Genomic DNA, 17,285 nt, shown 5'->3' on the forward strand with positions numbered 1-17,285 from the left:
TCCTACTGGGCGACGGCGGCGGCGAGCTTCGACAGCGGCTCGGCCAGCGCGCTGACGCCGTCCGACAGCGTCTTGCGGTCGCTCTTGGAGACGGTGTCGTACGAGACGAAGCCGTCGCCCTCGCGGTACTCGTCCAGCTGCTTCCCGATCGCCTCGAACTGCCTGTCCAGCTCCTTGACCAGCGCCGGGTCGTTCTTCTTGGCGACCGGCTTCAGCAGCTCGTACGCCTTGCGCGCGCCCTCGACGTTGCCCTCGAAGTCGACCAGGTCGGTGTGGCTGTAGCGCTCTTCCTCGCCGGTGACCTTGCCGGTGTAGACCTCGTCCAGCAGCTCCTTGGCGCCGTTGGCCATGCTGGTGGGGGTGATCTCCGCCTTACCGACCCGCTGCTGCCAGTCCTCGAGATCCTTGATCAGCTGATCGGCCAGCTTCTTGTCGCCCGCGGAGATCTTCTTGGTCTTCCACAGGGACTCCTCCAGCTTGTGCCAGCCGGTCCACTTCTGGCCGTCCTCCAGACCGTCCTCGCGCACGTCGACCTTGGGGTCGATGTCACCGAAGGACTCCGCGACCGGCTCGGTGCGCTCCCAGCCGACGCGGGAGGGCGCGTACGCCTTCTTCGCGGCCGCCAGGTCGCCGTCCTTGACGGCCTCGGCGAACTTCTTCGCCTTCGGCAGCGTCTCGTCGGCCTGCTGCTGCACGTACTTGCGGTACTCGGCCACCGCCGCGTCCAGCTTCGGGTCCCGCTTCGCCGCGGCGCCCTTGCCGGTCACGGTGATCTTCTGCCGGATGCCGGCGCCCTTCATGCCGGGCTTGCAGGCGATCTCGTACGAACCGGCCTTCACCTCGGCGGTGATGGCGGCCCTGGTGCCCGGGCCGATGTTCTCCCGCTCGGTGACGATGCGGTCGCCGGGCGCGTAGACGTACACCTCGGTGACCTTGCTGCCCTTGTTCTCGACCGCGAGCTTCACGTGCCCGGCCGGGAGCTCCTTCTTCGACACCTCGCACGCGTTGTCGGACGCGGTCACCGCCACGGCGCCGGCCTTCCCGGCGTCGCCCGACAGCTCGCTCTTGGCGGTGCACGCTGTTGCGGTCAGTGCGGCGGCCACGGTGATCGCGGCAGCGGTTGCGGAGCGGAGGGCTCGCATGAAGGCTCCAGGCTGGTTCGGGCGGCGCTCGGACGAGGGGGGACGGATCCGGCGCCGTCGGTCTTCGGCTCAGTTCTACTAAGGCGCACCTAAGTTATCTGAGGCTTACCTGAAGACAAACCAACTGTCCAGTGATCCCTCTCTCACGGACAACGAGGCCATAACAGGCCACCCTGCACTAGGCAATGACTTGGCAATGCACTGGTCAAGGTAAGGGCCAGTGGCGCTGATGATCTCTCACCCCTCTTGAATGGCCCCATGACTGAACTGCATGTGGTGCGGGTGTTCTGCGGGCCGGGCGGCGAGGGCGGGAATCCGCTGGGGATCGTACGGGACGGGGCGGCCGTGCCCGGGCAAGACGCGCGGCAGGCGCTCGCCCGGGAACTGGGCTTCAGCGAGACGGTGTTCGTCGACGACGCCGGGCTCGGCGCGGTCGACATCTACACGCCGACGGCGCGGCTGCCGTTCGCCGGGCACCCGCTGGTCGGCACGGCCTGGCTGCTGCGGCACCTCGGGGCGCCGGTGGACGTGCTGCGACCGTCGGCCGGTGACGTGCCCGTGCGCCACGACGGGGAGCTCACCTGGGTACGGGGCCGCGCACAGTGGGCGACGGGACGCACGCCCCGGCAGTACGGCTCGGTCGCCGAGGTGGACGCGCTGCCCGCGCCGCCGCCGGGCGAGGGCTGGCTGTACGCGTGGGCGTGGGAGGACGAGACGGCGGGGCGGGTGCGAACGCGGGGGTTTCCGCGCCGGGGCGACAACATCGACGAGGACGAGGCGACCGGGGCCGCGGCCCTGCAGCTCACGCACGAGCTGGGCCGGGCGCTGGACGTGCGGCAGGGGCGCGGCTCGCAGATCCTCACCCGGCCCCGGCCAGGAGACCTGATCGAGGTCGGCGGCCGGGTCGCCCTGAGCGACGTACGGCGGCTCGGCTAGGGCGTGTCTTTTGGATCAGCCCGGATCAGGTCGCGGCGTCTGGTGCGGTGGATCGCAAGGCGGAGCATTGCCCGCGTACCGGGTTGTACGTGGGCATTGCGACAACGCCGCGAGGTGCCGTGCCTGGGGGCACCTCCCAGCGGTAGCTGGGGGAGTCGCGGCCCCGGGATGATCCGAAAGACGCGCCCTGGCCGCCGTACGCGGGCTCACGCGCTCAGCGGGCTCGCGCCGCCTCCGGAGAACTCCGCGTCCAGCTCGCGCAGGACCGCGACGTTCAGCGCATAGGCGCGCCTGCACTCCTCGACCACCCGCTGCTTCTCCAGGTCGTCCACGGGCAGCGCGTCCAGCAGCGCGCGGTACTCGCGCTTGAAAGCGGCGGGATTGCCGATGTCCTCGAAGACGTAGAAGCGGACGCCGTCGCCCTTGCGCGCGAAGCCCCAGGCCTGCTCGGCCGTGCCGCGGACGATCTGACCGCCGGAGAGGTCGCCGAGGTAGCGGGTGTAGTGGTGGGCGACATAGCCGGCCGGCCACTCGCGGGCGCACTCGGCGATCCGTGCCGCGTACGTTTCCGTGGCGGGCAGCGGCCGGAGCGCGCCGCGCCACCCCGCCCCGCCCAAGTACGCGAGGTCGCGCTCCAGCTCGGGCTTGCGGGTCAGCTCGGGCCGGAGGAAGGGGCCGGCGACCGGGTCGGCGGCGAGCGCCTCCGCGGTCTCCTCCAGGGCGCGGTAGACGCACCACAGCTGCTCGGTGTAGCGGCGGTAGGCGGCGACGCCGAGCCGGCCGCCGAGCATGTCGTCCATGAAGGAGGTGTGCTGCACCTCGGTGTGCGCTTCTCGGGACGCCGTACGGATCAGTGTGGAGAACGGCGTGGAGAGGGCGGGGCTGTGCGCGTCCAAGGCGGGCCTCCGGGGACCGAGCGGTAGCGGCCGGGAACCGATTGTGGCAACTTAGGCTTACCTAAGTCAACCGGTTCCCGACGCCCTGTCGGTAAACCTGTACCCGCCCTCGTACTCAGGGAAGCGTGAGGATCTCCGCGCCGGTCTCCGTGACGACGAGGGTGTGCTCGAACTGCGCGGTGCGCTTGCGGTCCTTCGTCACCACCGTCCAGCCGTCCTCCCACATGTCGTACTCGTGCGTGCCCAGCGTCAGCATCGGCTCGATCGTGAAGGTCATGCCGGGCTTGATCTCGGTCGTGTGGTGCGGGCTGTCGTAGTGCGGCACGATCAGGCCGGAGTGGAAGGACGTGTTCACGCCGTGTCCGGTGAAGTCGCGGACGACGCCGTAGCCGAAGCGCTTGGCGTAGGACTCGATGACCCGGCCGATGATGTTGATCTGCCGGCCCGGCTTCACGGCCTTGATGGCGCGGTTCAGCGACTCGCGGGTCCGCTCGACCAGGAGCTTGGACTCCTCGTCGACGTTGCCGCAGAGGTAGGTGGCGTTGTTGTCACCGTGCACGCCGTGGATGAACGCGGTGACGTCGAGGTTCACGATGTCGCCGTCCTGCAGGACGGTGGAGTCGGGGATCCCGTGGCAGATGACCTCGTTGAGCGAGGAGCACAGCGACTTGGGGAAGCCGCGGTAGCCGAGCGTGGAGGGGTAGGCGCCGTGGTCGCACATGTACTCGTGCGCGACGCGGTCCAGCTCATCGGTGGTCACGCCCGGCTCGATGAGCTTGGCCGCCTCCTCCATCGCCTGGGCCGCGATCCGGCCCGCGATGCGCATCCGCTCGATGGTGTCGGCGTCCTGCACCTCGGGACCCGTGTACGGGGTCGGCGCGTCCTTGCCGACGTACTCGGGGCGCGGGATGGCAGCGGGGACGGGGCGCTTGGGGGAGATGGTCCCCGGGACAAGAAGAGACTGGCCAGACATGCCAGCGAGTGTATCCGCGAGCCATCGGGCAGGATGGCGTCAGGCAAGGCGCCCACTTGCGGAGGAGGCCGGGATGGCACTGTTCAGGCGGAAGACGGCAGGGAAGCCCGGCGAGTGGTACTACTGCCTCAAGCACGGCACGGTCGAGGAGGGCCCGGAGTGCCGGGCGGCCGACCGGATGGGTCCGTACGGCAGCCGCGAGGAGGCCGCGCACGCGATGGAGACGGCCCGCGAGCGGGAGGCGGAGTGGCGTGAGGACCCCCGGTGGAACGACGCGAGCGGCGGGACGTCCTGAGTCGCGGCGCTGACCTGCGGAGCGTCCCCCCGGTTTTCACGTGCCGGACGGGATCGATCCGGCCGCGGCCCGCGCCAGACACGTGGCCAGCCGCGCCCGCGGCACCGGCTCGCCGCCCCGGCGCGGGTGCACCGCGTTCGTGAGCAGCACGAGGAATGTGTCCGTTACCGGGTCGAGCACCAGGCTCGTCCCCGTGAAGCCGGTGTGCCCGGCGGCGCCGTTTGCGGCCAGTTCGCCCATGAAGCCGGGCTGCGCGACGCGGAAGCCCAGGCCCGGCGGCGCGAGCATCAGCGCGACCGTCTCCGGGCGCAGCACGGGGCCGCCGCCGGTGAGCAGCGCGCGGCACAGCACCGCGAGGTCCTGTGCCGTGGCGAAGAGCCCCGCCTGCCCGGCGACGCCGCCCAGCGCGTAGGCGTTCTCGTCGTGCACCTCGCCGCGGACCACGCCGCCCGCGCAGGACCGCCGCCGGGCCTTGAGCAGTACCTCGGCCTCGGTGGCGGCCACCCCGGCCGGGGCCAGCGGCCCGTACGAGGTGCTGATCATGCCGAGCGGGCCGGTGATGCCGTCCCGGACGAGGACGTCGAGCCGCTCGCCCTCGACCGTCTCCAGCAGCCGCTGGAGGGCGATGAAGCCCAGGTCGGAGTAGCAGAAGGGGCCCGGCACGGCAGCCGCGGCCACCGCCCACAGCGGCCCGAGCCGGTCGCTCCCCGGGGCCACGGCCCCGTCGTACAGCGGCAGCTCGGCGGCCAGCCCCGAGGTGTGGGTGAGCAGGTGGCGAATCGTTACGGCGGGCGCGAAGGCCGGCAGGTGGCGGGCCACCGGGTCGTCCAGCCCGAGCGTCCCGCGCTCCACCCGCTGCAGCACCGCGATCGCCGTGAACAGCTTCGAGAGTGACGCCAGGTCGAAGACCGTGCCCGCCCGTACCGGCTCCCAGCGCTCCCGGGCCAGCGGTATCCCCCGCCCGCGGTCCACGTCGTAGGACCCGTACCGCAGCGCCCACCCCGCGGCCTCCTCGACCGCGACGACCGGCCCGCGCCCCGCCACCGCCACGACCCCTGCGCAGCAGGGCGCCGGCCCTCCGGGCAGCGCGCGGATCTCCGCGACGAGCCGCCGCGTCCATGCCGGATCGAGCCCCGCCTGGGCGGGGGTGCCGTGGCGTAGTGGTGCGGGTGCGTTCAGAGCCGGGTCCTCTCGCCGGTACCGCCGTCCTCCGTGGACTCCTCCCTACGCTGCCACGGACGGCACAGTCCCAGGAAGCACGCGAGCGCCAGAAGTGCACAGGAACCCTGGACGACGGCCATCGGCACGGCCGTCCGCTCCCCCGCGATACCCACCAGCGGGGAGGCCACGGCGCCCATCAGGAACGTGGAGGTGCCCAGCAGCGCCGAGGCGGAGCCCGCCGCGTGCGAGGTGCGCAGCAGCGCCTGGGTGTTGGTGCTCGGCATGACCAGGCCCATCGAGGCCATCAGGACGAACAGCCCGGCGGCCATCGGCACGAGCCCGACGGGCCCGAAGACGCCGGTGGACATCAGCAGCAGCGCGGCGGCCGCGAGCGTGATCAGGCCCAGCCCGATCGCCAGCACCTTGTCCAGCGAGACCCGTCCGACCAGCACCTTCCCGTTGAGCTGGCCGAGCAGGACCAGCCCGACGGAGTTGATGCCGAAGAGCAGGCTGTAGGTCTGCGCGGAGGCGCCGTAGATCTCCTGGATCACGAACGGCGAGGCGCTGATGTACGCGAAGAGCGCGGCGAAGGCGAAGGCGCTGACGAGCAGGTACCCGGCGAAGACCCGATCGGTGATCAGCGCGCGCATGGTGTGCAGCGCGGCGCCGAGGCCGCCCGCGTGCCGGCGCTCCGGCGGCAGCGTCTCGTGCAGCTTCCGCCAGACGACGAGGGTGAGCAGCACGCCGATCACGGTGAGCACGACGAAGACGCCGCGCCAGTCGGTGATGCGCAGGATCTGCCCGCCGATCAGCGGCGCGACGACCGGCGCGACACCGGAGATCAGCATCAGGGTGGAGAAGAAGCGGGCCATCGCCACGCCGTCGTACATGTCGCGGACCACGGCCCGGGCGATGACGATGCCGGCCGCGCCTGCCAGGCCCTGAATCAGCCGCGCGCCGATGAGGAACTCGGCGTTGGTGGCGACCGCGCACAGGGCGGTGGCCAGTACGTAGATGACCATGCCGATGAGGAGCGGGCGGCGGCGCCCCCACTTGTCGCTCATCGGCCCGACCACCATCTGGCCGAGCGCCATGCCGGCGAGGCAGGTGGTGAGGGTCAGCTGGACGGTGGCGGCGGGGCTGTGCAGGGACCGGGTGACCGCCGGCAGGGCCGGGAGGTACATGTCCATGGAGAGCGGCGGGACCGCGGTCAGGCCGCCCAGGATGAGGGTGACCAGGAGGCTCGTACGGCGTACCGCGGGGGTCGGCGCGGGGCCGGTGGAAACGGGGCCGGTGGGAAGGGGTCCGTCAGCTGCGGGACCGGGGCCGGGGCCGCCGGTCGCGGCGGATATTCGGGGACTGGGGCGGCTCTGATGGCTCTCGGCCGTGGCGTGGCCGGGGTCCGACATGAGTGTCTCCATGGTGTGTAGATGTACGAACCATGGTGTCATGTCCGCGCGGACCCCGGCCTGTTTTGCACCCCCCGGACGGCTGGATCAGGCGGGCTTGAGGCCCGGGTCGCCCGCCTCGGAGACGAAGGAGGCGACGGTGGCGACCGGCGCGCCCTGCGTGGTCACCGCGGACACGGTCCGGTAGTCGGCGCGCGCCTTCTCCTGGTCCAGCTCGACCGTCACATAGCCGCGGCGGCCGTTGTAGAACTTCATGTGCGGGTTGGCCGCCATGTAGGCGTCCCAGTTGGCGGGCCGGTCGGCGCCGTCCTTGCCGCTGGCGATGGAGGTGGTCACGAACTCCACGCCCTGCGTCCGCGAGTCCTGGTCGGCGAAGTCCTTCTTGATGTCGAAGGCGTAGTGCACGTGCACGTCGCCGGTGAGGACGACGAGGTTGTCCACGCCCGCGGCCTCCGCGCCGGCCAGCACGCGGTCCCGGGAGGCGCTGTAGCCGTCCCAGGAGTCCATGCTGACCTTGTAGTCGGCGCCGGTGGTGCTGCGCCGCTCGGAGAAGGTGACCTGCTGCGGCACGACGTTCCACAGCGCACCGGAGGCGCGCCAGCCGTCGGCCAGCCACCGCTCCTGCGTGGCGCCGGTCAGGGTCCGGCTCCTGTCCGTGGACTCCGGGCCCGGGGCGTGCCAGCCGTCGCCGTACGCCTGGTCGGAGCGGTACTGGCGGGTGTCGAGGATGTCGAACTGGGCGAGCGTGCCGTACTGCACCCGGCGGTAGAGCTGCGCGTCGGAGCCGCGGGGCTGCTGGGGGCGGCGGAGCGGCTGGTTCTCCCAGTACGCGCGGTAGGCGGCGGCGCGGCGCACCAGGAATTCGGCCGGCGGCAGGTCGTTCTCGCTGATGTCGGAGGCGTAGTTGTTCTCCACCTCGTGGTCGTCCCAGGTGACGACGAAGGGGTGGGCGGCGTGCGCGGCCTGCAGGTCCGGGTCGGACTTGTACAGCGCGTACCGCAGCCGGTAGTCCTCCAGCGTGACGGTCTCCTTGTTGAACAATGCGGGCAGCGTCCGGTCGCTGTAATTCCGGGCGCCGCCGACCGCGTTCACCGGGTACTCGTAGATGTAGTCGCCGAGGTGGAAGACGACATCCAGGTCCTCCTCCGCCAGGTGCCGGTGGGCGGTGAAGTAACCGTCGTGGTACGCCTGGCAGGAGACGGCCGCCAGCCGCAGGCTCTGGAGGCGCGCGCCGCGGGCGGGCGCGGTACGGGTCCGCCCGACCGGGCTGATCCAGTCACCGGCACGGAACCGGTAGTAGTACACCCGGTCCGGGCCGAGACCGGTCGCCTCAATATGTATCGAGTGGTTGAACTCCGGGTGCGCCTCGGCCTTGCCCTGCCCGGCGATGCGGGTGAACTTCTCGTCGTGCGCGATCTCCCAGCGCACGGAGACGCGCGCGTCGGGCATGCCGTTGCCCGGCTCGTACGGGCGGGGCGCCAGCCGCGTCCACAGCACGACCGAGCCGGGGAGCGGGTCACCGGAGGCGACGCCGAGCGTGAAGGGGTTCTCGGAGAGCTGCTTCGCGTCCACCTCGGCAGCGTAGGCCGCGCCGGCGCCCGGCAGGTTGGTCGCGAAGGCGAGCGTCGCGGCGGCACCGGCGACGGTGAGGAAGCGACGGCGGCCGAGATGCTCGGCGGCGGCCCGCAACCGCTGGTCGTGCTGGGAGTGCTGAGTCATCTGCCCCTGCCCTGGCTGAAGTGTTTTCGGACTTCTCGTTGTCTGCTGTGATTGCAGAGGCAGGGGGCGGCGACGTGGCGTCGGATGTACGACGCAACGATGACGGCGGGATGAGGACTGGGCCCGCAACGGACACAGCGGGGCATACTCGCCCGGACGGCCTGGTCCGGGGCACGGGATGTGACGTGACTTGAGTGGCCTACGCTCCTGCCATGACTCACACGGAGAATCCGAAGGTGGCCGTGGTGACGGGCGCCGGATCCGGCATCGGCCGCGCGGTGGCGCTGACGCTGGCCGCCGCGGGCTGGTCGGTGGCGCTGGCGGGGCGGCGCGCGAAGGCCCTGGAGGAGACGGCCGCACTGGCCGGCGACGGCGCCGAGCTCCTCGCCGTCCCCACCGACGTCGCCGACCCCGACGATGTCGCGGCGCTCTTCTCCGCCGTCCACGACCGCTTCGGCCGGCTCGACCTGCTCTTCAACAACGCCGGCACCTTCGGCCCGCCCGGCCCCCTGGAGGACCTCTCCTACGACGACTGGCGCTCGGTCGTCGACGTGAACCTCAACGGCGCGTTCCTCTGCGCCCAGGCGGCCTTCCGCGCGATGAAGGACCAGTCGCCGCAGGGCGGCCGCATCATCAACAACGGCTCGATCTCCGCACACGTACCGCGCCCGCACTCCATCGCGTACACCGCGACCAAGCACGCCATGACCGGCCTCACCAAGTCCCTGTCCCTGGACGGCCGTCCGTACAACATCGCCTGCGGCCAGCTCGACATCGGCAACGCGGCCACGGAGATGACAGGCCGCATGCAGACCGGCATCCTCCAGGCCAACGGCGAACTGGCCGTCGAACCGGTCATGGACGCGGCGGACGTCGCCCGCACGGTCCTCCACATGGCCGCGCTCCCGCTGGAGGCGAACGTCCAGTTCGCCACGGTGATGGCTACGGGGATGCCTTATATCGGGCGGGGCTGACGATGTGTGACGGGTGAGGGTGCGGGTACCGGGGCGGGCGCGGGGTGCGGGGTGCGGGGAACCGCCGACTGTCACGGTGACGGGTGATCACACGCCCGTCACACACTCCCCACACCCCGCCCCGACAACCTCCACCAGCCCTTTCGCACCCCGTCCCACAACGCCACCACCCTCGGTACGATCCCGCGCATGCCTCCCCACAACGACCTGGATGACCAGGGCATCGCACTCCTCATGGAGTCCGCCACGCCGCGGGAGCGCCGCGCGGTACTGCGCCGCCGGCGCCACCGCCCGTCGAGCCCCCGCGACGCCCGTCTCACCCAGCTCGTCGTCTCCCTGCTCTTCCTGGCCGGCGGCATCGGCGCCCTCATCGAACACATCGACGCGCACACCTCGGCCCACACGGTCGCCGCGTACCTGGCCCTGATCGGCCTGTGCGCCGTCTCCGCCGAACTCAGCCGCCGCGGCCGCACCCGCATCAGCTTCTGGCTGCTCTGCACAGGCATGATCGCCCTCGGCCTCATCACCCCGTTCCTCCTCTGAGGCTCTGTCGGCCGGCACTTTTCGTGCAGTTGTCGGGGCGGCTTTGTGCAGGAGATCGGGTGGGGATGTGCCGATGCCCGACGGGTCAGAAGGCGAAACCGTAGTCCGCGCACTCCGCCCGGAAACCCGGATCATTGGGCCCGAGCGCGTTGACGACGTTCTGCACGGTCGGCCCGTCGACGAACATGCCGACATGCCCGACCGGATCCTTCGGACACTGATCCTGAACAGTGACGTTCCGAACGTCGCCCTCCGCCGCACCGTCCGCCGTCAAGAAGGCATTGCTGTACGGCGTCACCACATGATCGTGCCGGGTCTCGATCACCACGTACTTCACCCCGCGTACGGTGTCGCCGTCCGCCCACAGCTCCTTCTGGAACGCCGAGCCCGCCTCCTGCTGGTGCAGGGCCGGTGCGCCCGCCCCGTCGAAGACGCCATTGACGAGGCCGAGGACGCCGAGCGAACGCCCCAGTTCGGTAAGGCCGTTGAGGGTCGTGCCGTGGTTGGACGGCGCCAGCCCGACGACGGTGTCCACCTTCTTCGCGCCGCCCAGCCGCTTGAGGTAGTAGTGCGGCATCATGCCGCCCTGCGAGTGGCCCACGACGTCGACCTTCCGGGCCCCGGTCGCGGCCAGCACCTTGTCGACGAAGGCGGCCATCGTCCCGGCCGACTTCGCGATGTCGCCGAGGCCGCCGACGCGGCCGGCCGACAGCCCGGTCATGCCGTAGTTGAACGCGAAGACGCAGTAGCCCTCGTTGGCCAGCGTCGGGGCGATCTTCGTCCAGTTCGCACCCACGTTCACGCCGGTGGCGTGCACGAGGACGACCGGCTCCGGGTGCGCCGCGTCCGGCTCACAGCCCCAGTCGTTCGCGCCGGCGACCGCGTCGGGGCTGTACAGGAAGTTGTGCACGGCCTCCGGCAGACCGCCGACCGGCACGGACTCCCGGGCCGGTGCCGTGTCGGCCCGCGCGGGCCCGGCCGTGCCGAGGACGGTCGCGCTCAGGCACACCGCGGTGACCAGGGCCGTACTCCAGCGCCGTACGGCAGCGGATGGTCTGCCGCGGGCAGGGGTGCGTTCCATCATGTCCTCCTGAGAAGTGGGGGTGGGGGTGGGGGAAACCGCCGGCCCGCCTCGTACAGCAGGAGAACGATCACGAGGCACGAAAGGTGAGGGGGCCGTCGCCGTCCGAGCACACCGCATCGCCGAGAATCCGAAAACGGTTGTGTTCAGAATCGGTTACCTGACGGTAAGTCCGGCCCTGACGGCAGGCAATACCCGTGCACGGGATAATTGCGGGGCGGGGACGCCCGGCTCCGGAGGACGGAGTCGGGTGGGGTTGGGTTGGGTTGGGTTGGGTCGGGTGGGGTTGGGTCGGGTGGGGTTGGGTCGGGTCGGGAACGAGACGGAGGCACCGGTGGCGGACGCGCGGTCGGGAGGCGGGCCCGCCCGTAAACCCACCCGGAAGTACGCGGGCAGGCCGGCCGCCGAACGGCGCGCGGAGCGCCGCGAGCGACTCCTGGAAGCGGGCCTGCAGCTCTTCGGCGCGGGCCCCGGCTACCGCGCCACGTCCGTCACCGCGCTGTGCGAGGAAGCGGGCCTGTCCACCCGCCAGTTCTACGAGGAGTTCCGCAACCTGGAGGAACTGCTCGCCGCGCTGCACGCGCAGGTCAACGGCTGGGGCGAGGAGGCGGCCGTGGCGGCGCTCGCGGCGGCCGCCGAGCGGGGCGTCGAGGAGCGGGCCGCCGCGGCGGTACGCGCGTACGCCGAGGCCGTGACCGACGACCCCCGCCGAGCCCGAGTCGCCTTCGTCGAAGTCGTCGGCGTCAGCCCGGCATTCGAACAGCACCGCATGGCCCGCCGCGCCCAATGGGCCGACTTGATCAGCGCCGAACTGACAGCCGCAGCCGCCCGCGGCGAGGCCGCCCCCCGCGACTACCGCCTCGCCGCCACCGTCTTCGTCGCCGCGGTCAACGGCTTCCTCTACGAATGGTCAGCGGGCTTCATCGACGCCCCTCTGGACGCGGTGGTGACGGAACTGGTCCATCTTCTGCTGGGAACACTCCACCCACTGAAGGAGCTCTCAGAGGGCTCATCGGAGGGGCCCACGGAGGGCTGACCGGAGGCGATGAGGATCAGGCCGGCCTCACCAAGCCCCCCTCCGCTGGTGCAGCGGTGACGGCTGACGCCAGTCCCGCCGTTACGCCGTGCAGCACGAGCCCTCTCCCCCAGGTCACGGCGGGGAGCCGAGGCCACCCCGGCGGGATGATGCGGCTGTATCCCAGTCGGCGTCCCTTCGGCCGTCCTGCTGGAGATCACGGAGCCTTCTGGCCGGGCCTCTTGATCAGCCCGTCCAACGAGATTGCCACACACAGTGCTACCGGAATCACGGCGGCCCACGAATAGAAGGCCACCAGTGGGCCATTCGCGAGAATAAACAACCCCGCAGCGATCCTGTACAACCATCGCACGTCGGGTACATTCTCAGCGGCGCACTGGATATCCCGTCGATACTTCACGTACACCGCAGTCAATACAACGGGCCCGATCATCAAGGGCCAGGCGGACGCTTCGATCGGCAGCCAGTGCGTCCCTGCGATTTTCCCGATCGCCCCTACTAGAAGGAACCAGAGTAGGGGCACGAGCGCAGTCACTCGAACTGCAAGCAGGGCCCTGGATTCACCCTTACCGGACGACGTCATGCCACCTCCTGGATTTGGCGGTTTCAAACGATGAGGGCAATGTGTTCGCACGCCAGTCCCAAGTGCTACGCGCCGACGTAGTCCCGGTCCCAACGGGCCATCCGTGTGCTGCCCCACGTACCGAAGACCACAAATACCGTCCCCAGACCGGCGATCCCGCCCCCGTAGGAGCCCGGCTCCCAGGAATCGTCCACGGGGCCGGCCGCCTCCTCGGGGTCGTACCGAACCCTCAGCACGTCACCCTCGTCAACGAATTCGGGATCGCAGCCACCGCCCTCCGAGAGCGAGGGCTTGATCTCCCGCCCGTCGAGCCTCTCCACAGTGCACCGGTCGGTCTTCTTGTCCTCCACCGCCACGACCTGCGCCTTGATCCACTGGCCACGCTCCTGCAACGCCGCGTCCTCGCCGGCTTCGCCCGACACCACTGCCAGCCCGACGCCCGCGATAATCGGCAGCACGAGTTGCCACGCCCCCTTCCGCTGCTTTCGAGGGATACGCCGTAGCCGGAGGACCGGTACGAGAATCGAGGCGAGCGGCAAGAGGATCGCTGCCAACAGAAAGCCCAGGGCCCTGATCCAGCCTGGCAATGGAACCGCAGGCCCCAGCCACATCAGTCCCGCGATGCCGGCCACGGATACCAGATAGAACAGCAGCCATCGCAGAAACGCCGACCGGTCCTGCCGAGCTCGTTCCTCAGCTGCGCGTTCCCCGCCGACAGCGACCTCGTGCGCCTGCCGCGCCATTCACTATCCCCATCTCCGTGTCACTGAATCACATACAGGCTGCGGGCGAAATCGTCGAACGCGTCAATGTTCGCGGACACCCATTCGATGTCATCGCTGACGGTGCGCAGGGACAGGTCGATGCCAAGAGAGTCGACGCGCCACCCGTAGTTGACCGACATGCACGGGACCCCGCTCCCCTCGTGCACGAACCGGCGAACGGAGCGCAACCCCTTGCCGAGGTTGTCGGTGCTGAAGTCCACTATGTGCGGCGCCTGCAAGGCGCCGGGCTCGTGACGCTGCACCAGCGTGTCCAGGACCGGTTCCACTGGCCCTGTCGATTCCGCTGCGTAGAAGAAGAACGGCAACGGGGCCCTGTGGAGATCCGGCGCGTACGCGAACAGGTGCTGCATGGGAATCTTCTGCGGAAGCTGTTCCGAGAGACCCTCGAGAATGCGAGCGAATTCCTTCACCTGCGCCTTGTTGAGACGCTCATCGCCGGTGAGGAGAATACAGTGCAATTCGGCGAAGTTCTTCGCCCACTTGCGTCGCGTCCGGGCGGCTCCCCTTCCTTCAAGGATCGGGACGGCGATCCACCCGTCCGCCAGTTCTTCGGTGAAGTCGAGCCCGTATTGCAGGGGAGTGCTGTGCGTCACGCGGTTACTCGTTTCCTTGGACGTCGGCCGCTCACCGGATTGTCGATCAGGGTCACGCATGCATCCAGCTGTCCGCTTCCTCGTCCGGGCTGATCCGGATGGTCCGGGCGAATTCGTCGACGTCTTCGAGGGCGCGGAGGACCCGGCCGGCGGAGGGATCACTCAGGATGATCAGGACGTCCGCGGCTTCCGAGTCCTTCTCGTAGCGCCAGGCGTAACGGACGCCGACGTGCACCTCGTTGCTGTCGGGGTCCGGGTCCTGGTAATAGCGCAGCACCCGCAGACCGGATCCCAGATGTGGGGAGTCGAAGTCCTCGACGACGGGCGGCTCGACTGCGTAGTCGGCATCGGCATGGGTCAGCGCACGGAGTGCCGCTTCCCGATCTTCTCCTTCTTCGATTTCCACCAGATCGACATAGGTCGGCATCGGGATCTCCCTCGGGTGCGGGAGATGGAGGAAGACCTCGAAGCCCGGAAAGGCGGCGGGCGCCCTGAGGGCGTACATCAACAGGATGTTGGTCAGCAGGTCGACTTCGCCCGGTTCCGGCTTCTCCGACGCGAAATCCTCCCACAGGCCTTCGGCGAAGTAGCGCGCCCACGCCTCCGGCGACTGCGCCTCTTCGACGTCCTCAAGGCCCGGTTCCGGCCACATGAGCGGGATGCGGATCCACGGGGCGAGGCTCATGGCGTGCTTGACGTTGAGCCAGCTCATTCATAACTCCACTTGAAGGTTCCGACCACCGCGTCGAACAACTCGACAAGCACACCGGTGAATTCACTGTCGAGGTCGCCGTCGCCGGGTGTGGAAAAGTTGATGCTGATCCAGCGGCCCGGATCGTCCACGACGGGGATCACGTACTCGACCCGACAGGCCGGCAGGGCGGTCTGCTGTACGGCTTCGGTGGCAGAGCTCAGCTCCGCCACGTCAGGGGCGGAGCGGTAGAAGCGGCGGAGTGCCGGTGCCCCTGCCACTTCCGCCTTCGACGCCGTTCCGCCGGGGGCGCCCTCGTTGACCAGCTGATCGAGCACTGCCTCCGGCGGCACCGTACGGTCCTGGCCGATCGGCATTTCGGCGACGATGAACGAGGCCATGAGGAAGACCCCGCCGCGCGGAAGCACCGGCAGGTAGAGGTCAAGGCCGCCGTTTCTTTTGGCAGCACGGGCCTGCTTCTCGATATGGCGGCGCATGTCCAGGCGGAAGCGCATCGCATCGTCCCGGGGGATGCCCTCCGGGACTTGCTGCATATGGGAGAAGAGGACCTTCTCGAGTGCTTCCTTCGTGCCGTTTCGCAGGGGGATGCGGGTCCAGCCCGGTGGCAGGACGAGCTCGTAGCCACGGGGAGTGGCCCTCTCGGCAGCCGGTGGTTGCTGCTCGAGATCGGATGCACTCACGCGGACGCCTGCTTCTTCAGAAGCCGGTCGGCCACCAAGATCGTCACGCTGGCGAGCAGCGAAATCACGGCCAGCCAGCTGTAACCGATGGCCGACATGACATTCGGGATCAAGTACAGACAGGAAACGATCTTGATTGTTTGCGAGAAGTTGGCGCCCTTCCGCGGGTCACGGATGAGTTCTCGGTTTCCGATCAACAGAGCCAGCATCAACACCGGCGAAATCATGGCCGGCCACACGAAGTATTCGATGGTGAGCCAGTCCATTCCGCCATACTTGCTGCCGAGATCCTGGAAGGCGGCAAAGAGGATCGGCACCAGCGCACACACAGCAAGGAGCTTCATGGCCCTGGACTCTTCAGGGCTTTTCGCCGGGATTGTCGCCACTGTCTTCTACTTTCTAGGCTTTTTACTGCTTCGGGTTTGGCTTGCTCGACTTCGGTCGGCCAGGCTTCACCTCGGGGCCGTCACCAACGGCTGCCGACCTCACGCGTCAGGACATCCTTGGCGTCTCCGTACTGGTCCGCGATCGGGCCTTTTTCCCCGAATTTGTCTCCCAGGTCCACCCCAGTGGCAGCCCCATAGTTCCACCGGAATTTGGTCACAGCCTTGTCCACCGCATCAGCCGCACCCTTGACGTTGGCATCGCTGCCGAATTCGGCTCGCATCCGCTTGGCGAACTTGGACGCGCTGGCGACCTCCCCCTCGCCGCTCAGCAGGGTGTCCATCCGGGTCGTCGCGGGTCGTGTTTCCTTCGCCCCGATCCCGCGCAGTGCCTGTTTTGCCCGAAGCGCCTTCTGGCCACGCGCCGAGTTGACGCCGTAGCGTGTGACGTTCTTGTCGAGCAGCTTGCGCAGGTTCGTGTACCGATTGAACCGCCCCGCTCGGCTGGTGGCCTTCAGTGTTGTGGAGGCTGCCTTTACGCCCTTCATGGCGACGCTGCCGACTCCCAACGTCGCCAGCGCGAAGACGTCCATGGCGACGTCTGTCCAGTTCCCGTCGCCGGAAAGGGCCAAGAGCGTGTGCCCGACGCCGACGGCCACCGTGAGACCGATGGTGGCCACCGTGATCAGCGTCGCCAGCCATCCGACCGGCGTGAAGAGCATGGCGGCGACCCCGATGATCGTCGCCGCCCAACTCAGGACTTCGACGACGGTCTTGATCGTATCCGCGTTCTCGTGCACCCAGTCCTTGAAATCCTCCCAGCCACTGTCCTTGATGATGTCCGAGATGTCATCGCCGATGTTGCCGGCGTAGTGCTGGGCGCGGGTGTCGCGGTCGGAGATGACGTCGTTCAGCTGTTTGTGGTACGTCGCCAGGTGGCTGTCGGGGTCGGATTCCTCCGGCGGCTTCTTGTCGCCGTCCTTCTTCGCCTCGGCTTCCTTCTTCTTCACCTCGGCAGCGTGGTGCTCATCGGCCTGCTTTGCGGCCTTGAGAATTCCGTCCGCCCGCTCCTGGTAACCCTCCAGGTCGTTGGCCCAGTTGCCGAGGTCGCCGACCACTCGTTCGTAGCGGGCCGCCGTTTCACGGAAGTGCTTCTCCAGTTCGCCGGACTTCTCGCGGATCTTGTCGGCGTACTTCCCCTTCAGCGCGTCACCGTCGTCGACCTTGCGCAGGATGCGGGCCTGGTCGCGAAGGGTCGAGGCGAGGTCCTTCATCTTGCGGACCTCGTCCCGGATGTCCTCCGGATCGCCGGGGACCGGGTCCTTCTCCGCCAGCGGATGCCAGTCGACCGGTCGCCGCCTGCCCTTACCTGGTGCCATCAGCT

At 69.2% G+C, this 17,285-nt stretch carries 18 protein-coding genes; 5 read left to right on the forward strand and 13 right to left on the reverse strand.

The window, feature by feature from the left end; translation table 11 throughout:
• Positions 1–2 precede the first annotated feature (2 nt).
• Positions 3–1,142, reverse strand: coding sequence for an iron uptake system protein EfeO (gene efeO, locus ACZ4MH_RS04640; protein WP_351601203.1), 1,140 nt, complete (start codon positions 1,140–1,142; stop codon positions 3–5).
• Positions 1,143–1,400: 258 nt separating this feature from the next.
• On the opposite strand from efeO, the gene ACZ4MH_RS04645 reads away from it, so the two are divergent.
• The gene (locus ACZ4MH_RS04645) at positions 1,401–2,078 is read left to right on the forward strand and encodes a PhzF family phenazine biosynthesis protein (protein ID WP_351601200.1); all 678 of its coding nucleotides are present in this window, start codon (positions 1,401–1,403) and stop codon (positions 2,076–2,078) included.
• Positions 2,079–2,284: 206 nt separating this feature from the next.
• Here ACZ4MH_RS04645 and ACZ4MH_RS04650 read toward each other — a convergent pair whose 3' ends face one another.
• A complete protein-coding gene (locus tag ACZ4MH_RS04650) occupies positions 2,285–2,974 on the reverse strand; it encodes a biliverdin-producing heme oxygenase (RefSeq protein ID WP_351601197.1) in 690 nt (229 codons plus the stop codon).
• A 115-nt stretch (positions 2,975–3,089) separates the two neighbouring features.
• On the reverse strand, positions 3,090–3,947 hold the full coding sequence (gene map, locus ACZ4MH_RS04655; RefSeq protein ID WP_351601194.1) for a type I methionyl aminopeptidase: 858 nt from the start codon (positions 3,945–3,947) through the stop codon (positions 3,090–3,092).
• A 73-nt stretch (positions 3,948–4,020) separates the two neighbouring features.
• Between map and ACZ4MH_RS04660 the strand changes: the two genes are divergently transcribed.
• A complete protein-coding gene (locus ACZ4MH_RS04660; RefSeq protein WP_351601191.1) occupies positions 4,021–4,242 on the forward strand; it encodes a hypothetical protein in 222 nt (73 codons plus the stop codon).
• A gap of 36 nt (positions 4,243–4,278) precedes the next feature.
• Here ACZ4MH_RS04660 and ACZ4MH_RS04665 read toward each other — a convergent pair whose 3' ends face one another.
• The 3 genes from ACZ4MH_RS04665 to ACZ4MH_RS04675 form a co-directional block, all read right to left on the reverse strand.
• Positions 4,279–5,292: a serine hydrolase domain-containing protein gene (locus tag ACZ4MH_RS04665; RefSeq protein ID WP_467754065.1), complete on the reverse strand. Its 1,014-nt coding sequence runs from the start codon at positions 5,290–5,292 to the stop codon at positions 4,279–4,281.
• A gap of 125 nt (positions 5,293–5,417) precedes the next feature.
• Entirely contained in the window at positions 5,418–6,812 is a 1,395-nt protein-coding gene (locus ACZ4MH_RS04670) for a multidrug effflux MFS transporter (RefSeq protein WP_351597648.1), read from the reverse strand.
• Between the two features lie 87 nt (positions 6,813–6,899).
• Positions 6,900–8,531, reverse strand: a complete 1,632-nt coding sequence (locus ACZ4MH_RS04675) for an alkaline phosphatase D family protein (protein WP_351597645.1) — start codon at positions 8,529–8,531, stop codon at positions 6,900–6,902.
• Positions 8,532–8,743: 212 nt separating this feature from the next.
• Between ACZ4MH_RS04675 and ACZ4MH_RS04680 the strand changes: the two genes are divergently transcribed.
• Together ACZ4MH_RS04680 and ACZ4MH_RS04685 are read left to right on the forward strand one after the other, a co-directional pair.
• On the forward strand, positions 8,744–9,505 hold the full coding sequence (locus tag ACZ4MH_RS04680; RefSeq protein WP_351597643.1) for an SDR family oxidoreductase: 762 nt from the start codon (positions 8,744–8,746) through the stop codon (positions 9,503–9,505).
• 189 nt (positions 9,506–9,694) lie between these two features.
• Positions 9,695–10,048: a hypothetical protein gene (locus tag ACZ4MH_RS04685; RefSeq protein ID WP_351597640.1), complete on the forward strand. Its 354-nt coding sequence runs from the start codon at positions 9,695–9,697 to the stop codon at positions 10,046–10,048.
• Between the two features lie 85 nt (positions 10,049–10,133).
• On the opposite strand, the gene ACZ4MH_RS04690 is transcribed toward ACZ4MH_RS04685, so the two are convergent.
• Positions 10,134–11,132, reverse strand: coding sequence for an esterase/lipase family protein (locus ACZ4MH_RS04690; RefSeq protein WP_467754069.1), 999 nt, complete (start codon positions 11,130–11,132; stop codon positions 10,134–10,136).
• A 331-nt stretch (positions 11,133–11,463) separates the two neighbouring features.
• Between ACZ4MH_RS04690 and ACZ4MH_RS04695 the strand changes: the two genes are divergently transcribed.
• Complete coding sequence (locus ACZ4MH_RS04695; protein ID WP_351597634.1) at positions 11,464–12,165, forward strand: TetR/AcrR family transcriptional regulator; 702 nt, start codon at positions 11,464–11,466, stop codon at positions 12,163–12,165.
• A gap of 648 nt (positions 12,166–12,813) precedes the next feature.
• Here the strand turns inward: ACZ4MH_RS04695 and ACZ4MH_RS04700 are convergent.
• The 6 genes from ACZ4MH_RS04700 to ACZ4MH_RS04725 all read right to left on the reverse strand — a co-directional run bounded on the left by ACZ4MH_RS04700 (position 12,814) and on the right by ACZ4MH_RS04725 (position 17,280).
• The gene (locus ACZ4MH_RS04700) at positions 12,814–13,491 is read right to left on the reverse strand and encodes a hypothetical protein (RefSeq protein WP_351597631.1); all 678 of its coding nucleotides are present in this window, start codon (positions 13,489–13,491) and stop codon (positions 12,814–12,816) included.
• Between the two features lie 20 nt (positions 13,492–13,511).
• Positions 13,512–14,126 carry a hypothetical protein gene (locus ACZ4MH_RS04705; RefSeq protein ID WP_351597628.1) on the reverse strand — a complete coding sequence of 205 codons (615 nt, stop codon included), beginning with the start codon at positions 14,124–14,126 and terminating at the stop codon, positions 13,512–13,514.
• A gap of 52 nt (positions 14,127–14,178) precedes the next feature.
• Entirely contained in the window at positions 14,179–14,838 is a 660-nt protein-coding gene (locus ACZ4MH_RS04710; RefSeq protein ID WP_351597625.1) for a hypothetical protein, read from the reverse strand.
• The gene (locus tag ACZ4MH_RS04715; protein WP_351597623.1) at positions 14,835–15,518 is read right to left on the reverse strand and encodes a hypothetical protein; all 684 of its coding nucleotides are present in this window, start codon (positions 15,516–15,518) and stop codon (positions 14,835–14,837) included. Before ACZ4MH_RS04715 ends, ACZ4MH_RS04710 begins: the two co-directional genes overlap by 4 nt.
• On the reverse strand, positions 15,515–15,862 hold the full coding sequence (locus tag ACZ4MH_RS04720) for a hypothetical protein (protein ID WP_351597620.1): 348 nt from the start codon (positions 15,860–15,862) through the stop codon (positions 15,515–15,517). The genes ACZ4MH_RS04715 and ACZ4MH_RS04720 overlap by 4 nt, the downstream gene beginning before the upstream one ends.
• 122 nt (positions 15,863–15,984) lie before the next feature.
• The gene (locus tag ACZ4MH_RS04725; RefSeq protein WP_351597617.1) at positions 15,985–17,280 is read right to left on the reverse strand and encodes a putative T7SS-secreted protein; all 1,296 of its coding nucleotides are present in this window, start codon (positions 17,278–17,280) and stop codon (positions 15,985–15,987) included.
• Between the last annotated feature and the right edge of the window lie 5 nt (positions 17,281–17,285).

Source organism: Streptomyces sp. NPDC026301, from assembly GCF_055567935.1.

Coding starts and splice junctions, on each gene's coding strand:
- efeO (WP_351601203.1), bottom strand. CDS start 1,142: ATGCGAGCCCTCCGCTCCGCAACCGCTGCCGCGATCACCGTGGCCGCC.
- ACZ4MH_RS04685 (WP_351597640.1), top strand. CDS start 9,695: ATGCCTCCCCACAACGACCTGGATGACCAGGGCATCGCACTCCTCATG.
- ACZ4MH_RS04690 (WP_467754069.1), bottom strand. CDS start 11,132: ATGATGGAACGCACCCCTGCCCGCGGCAGACCATCCGCTGCCGTACGG.
- ACZ4MH_RS04675 (WP_351597645.1), bottom strand. CDS start 8,531: ATGACTCAGCACTCCCAGCACGACCAGCGGTTGCGGGCCGCCGCCGAG.
- ACZ4MH_RS04720 (WP_351597620.1), bottom strand. CDS start 15,862: ATGAAGCTCCTTGCTGTGTGTGCGCTGGTGCCGATCCTCTTTGCCGCC.
- ACZ4MH_RS04670 (WP_351597648.1), bottom strand. CDS start 6,812: ATGTCGGACCCCGGCCACGCCACGGCCGAGAGCCATCAGAGCCGCCCC.
- ACZ4MH_RS04725 (WP_351597617.1), bottom strand. CDS start 17,280: ATGGCACCAGGTAAGGGCAGGCGGCGACCGGTCGACTGGCATCCGCTG.
- ACZ4MH_RS04660 (WP_351601191.1), top strand. CDS start 4,021: ATGGCACTGTTCAGGCGGAAGACGGCAGGGAAGCCCGGCGAGTGGTAC.
- ACZ4MH_RS04680 (WP_351597643.1), top strand. CDS start 8,744: ATGACTCACACGGAGAATCCGAAGGTGGCCGTGGTGACGGGCGCCGGA.
- map (WP_351601194.1), bottom strand. CDS start 3,947: ATGTCTGGCCAGTCTCTTCTTGTCCCGGGGACCATCTCCCCCAAGCGC.
- ACZ4MH_RS04700 (WP_351597631.1), bottom strand. CDS start 13,491: ATGGCGCGGCAGGCGCACGAGGTCGCTGTCGGCGGGGAACGCGCAGCT.
- ACZ4MH_RS04710 (WP_351597625.1), bottom strand. CDS start 14,838: ATGAGCTGGCTCAACGTCAAGCACGCCATGAGCCTCGCCCCGTGGATC.
- ACZ4MH_RS04645 (WP_351601200.1), top strand. CDS start 1,401: ATGACTGAACTGCATGTGGTGCGGGTGTTCTGCGGGCCGGGCGGCGAG.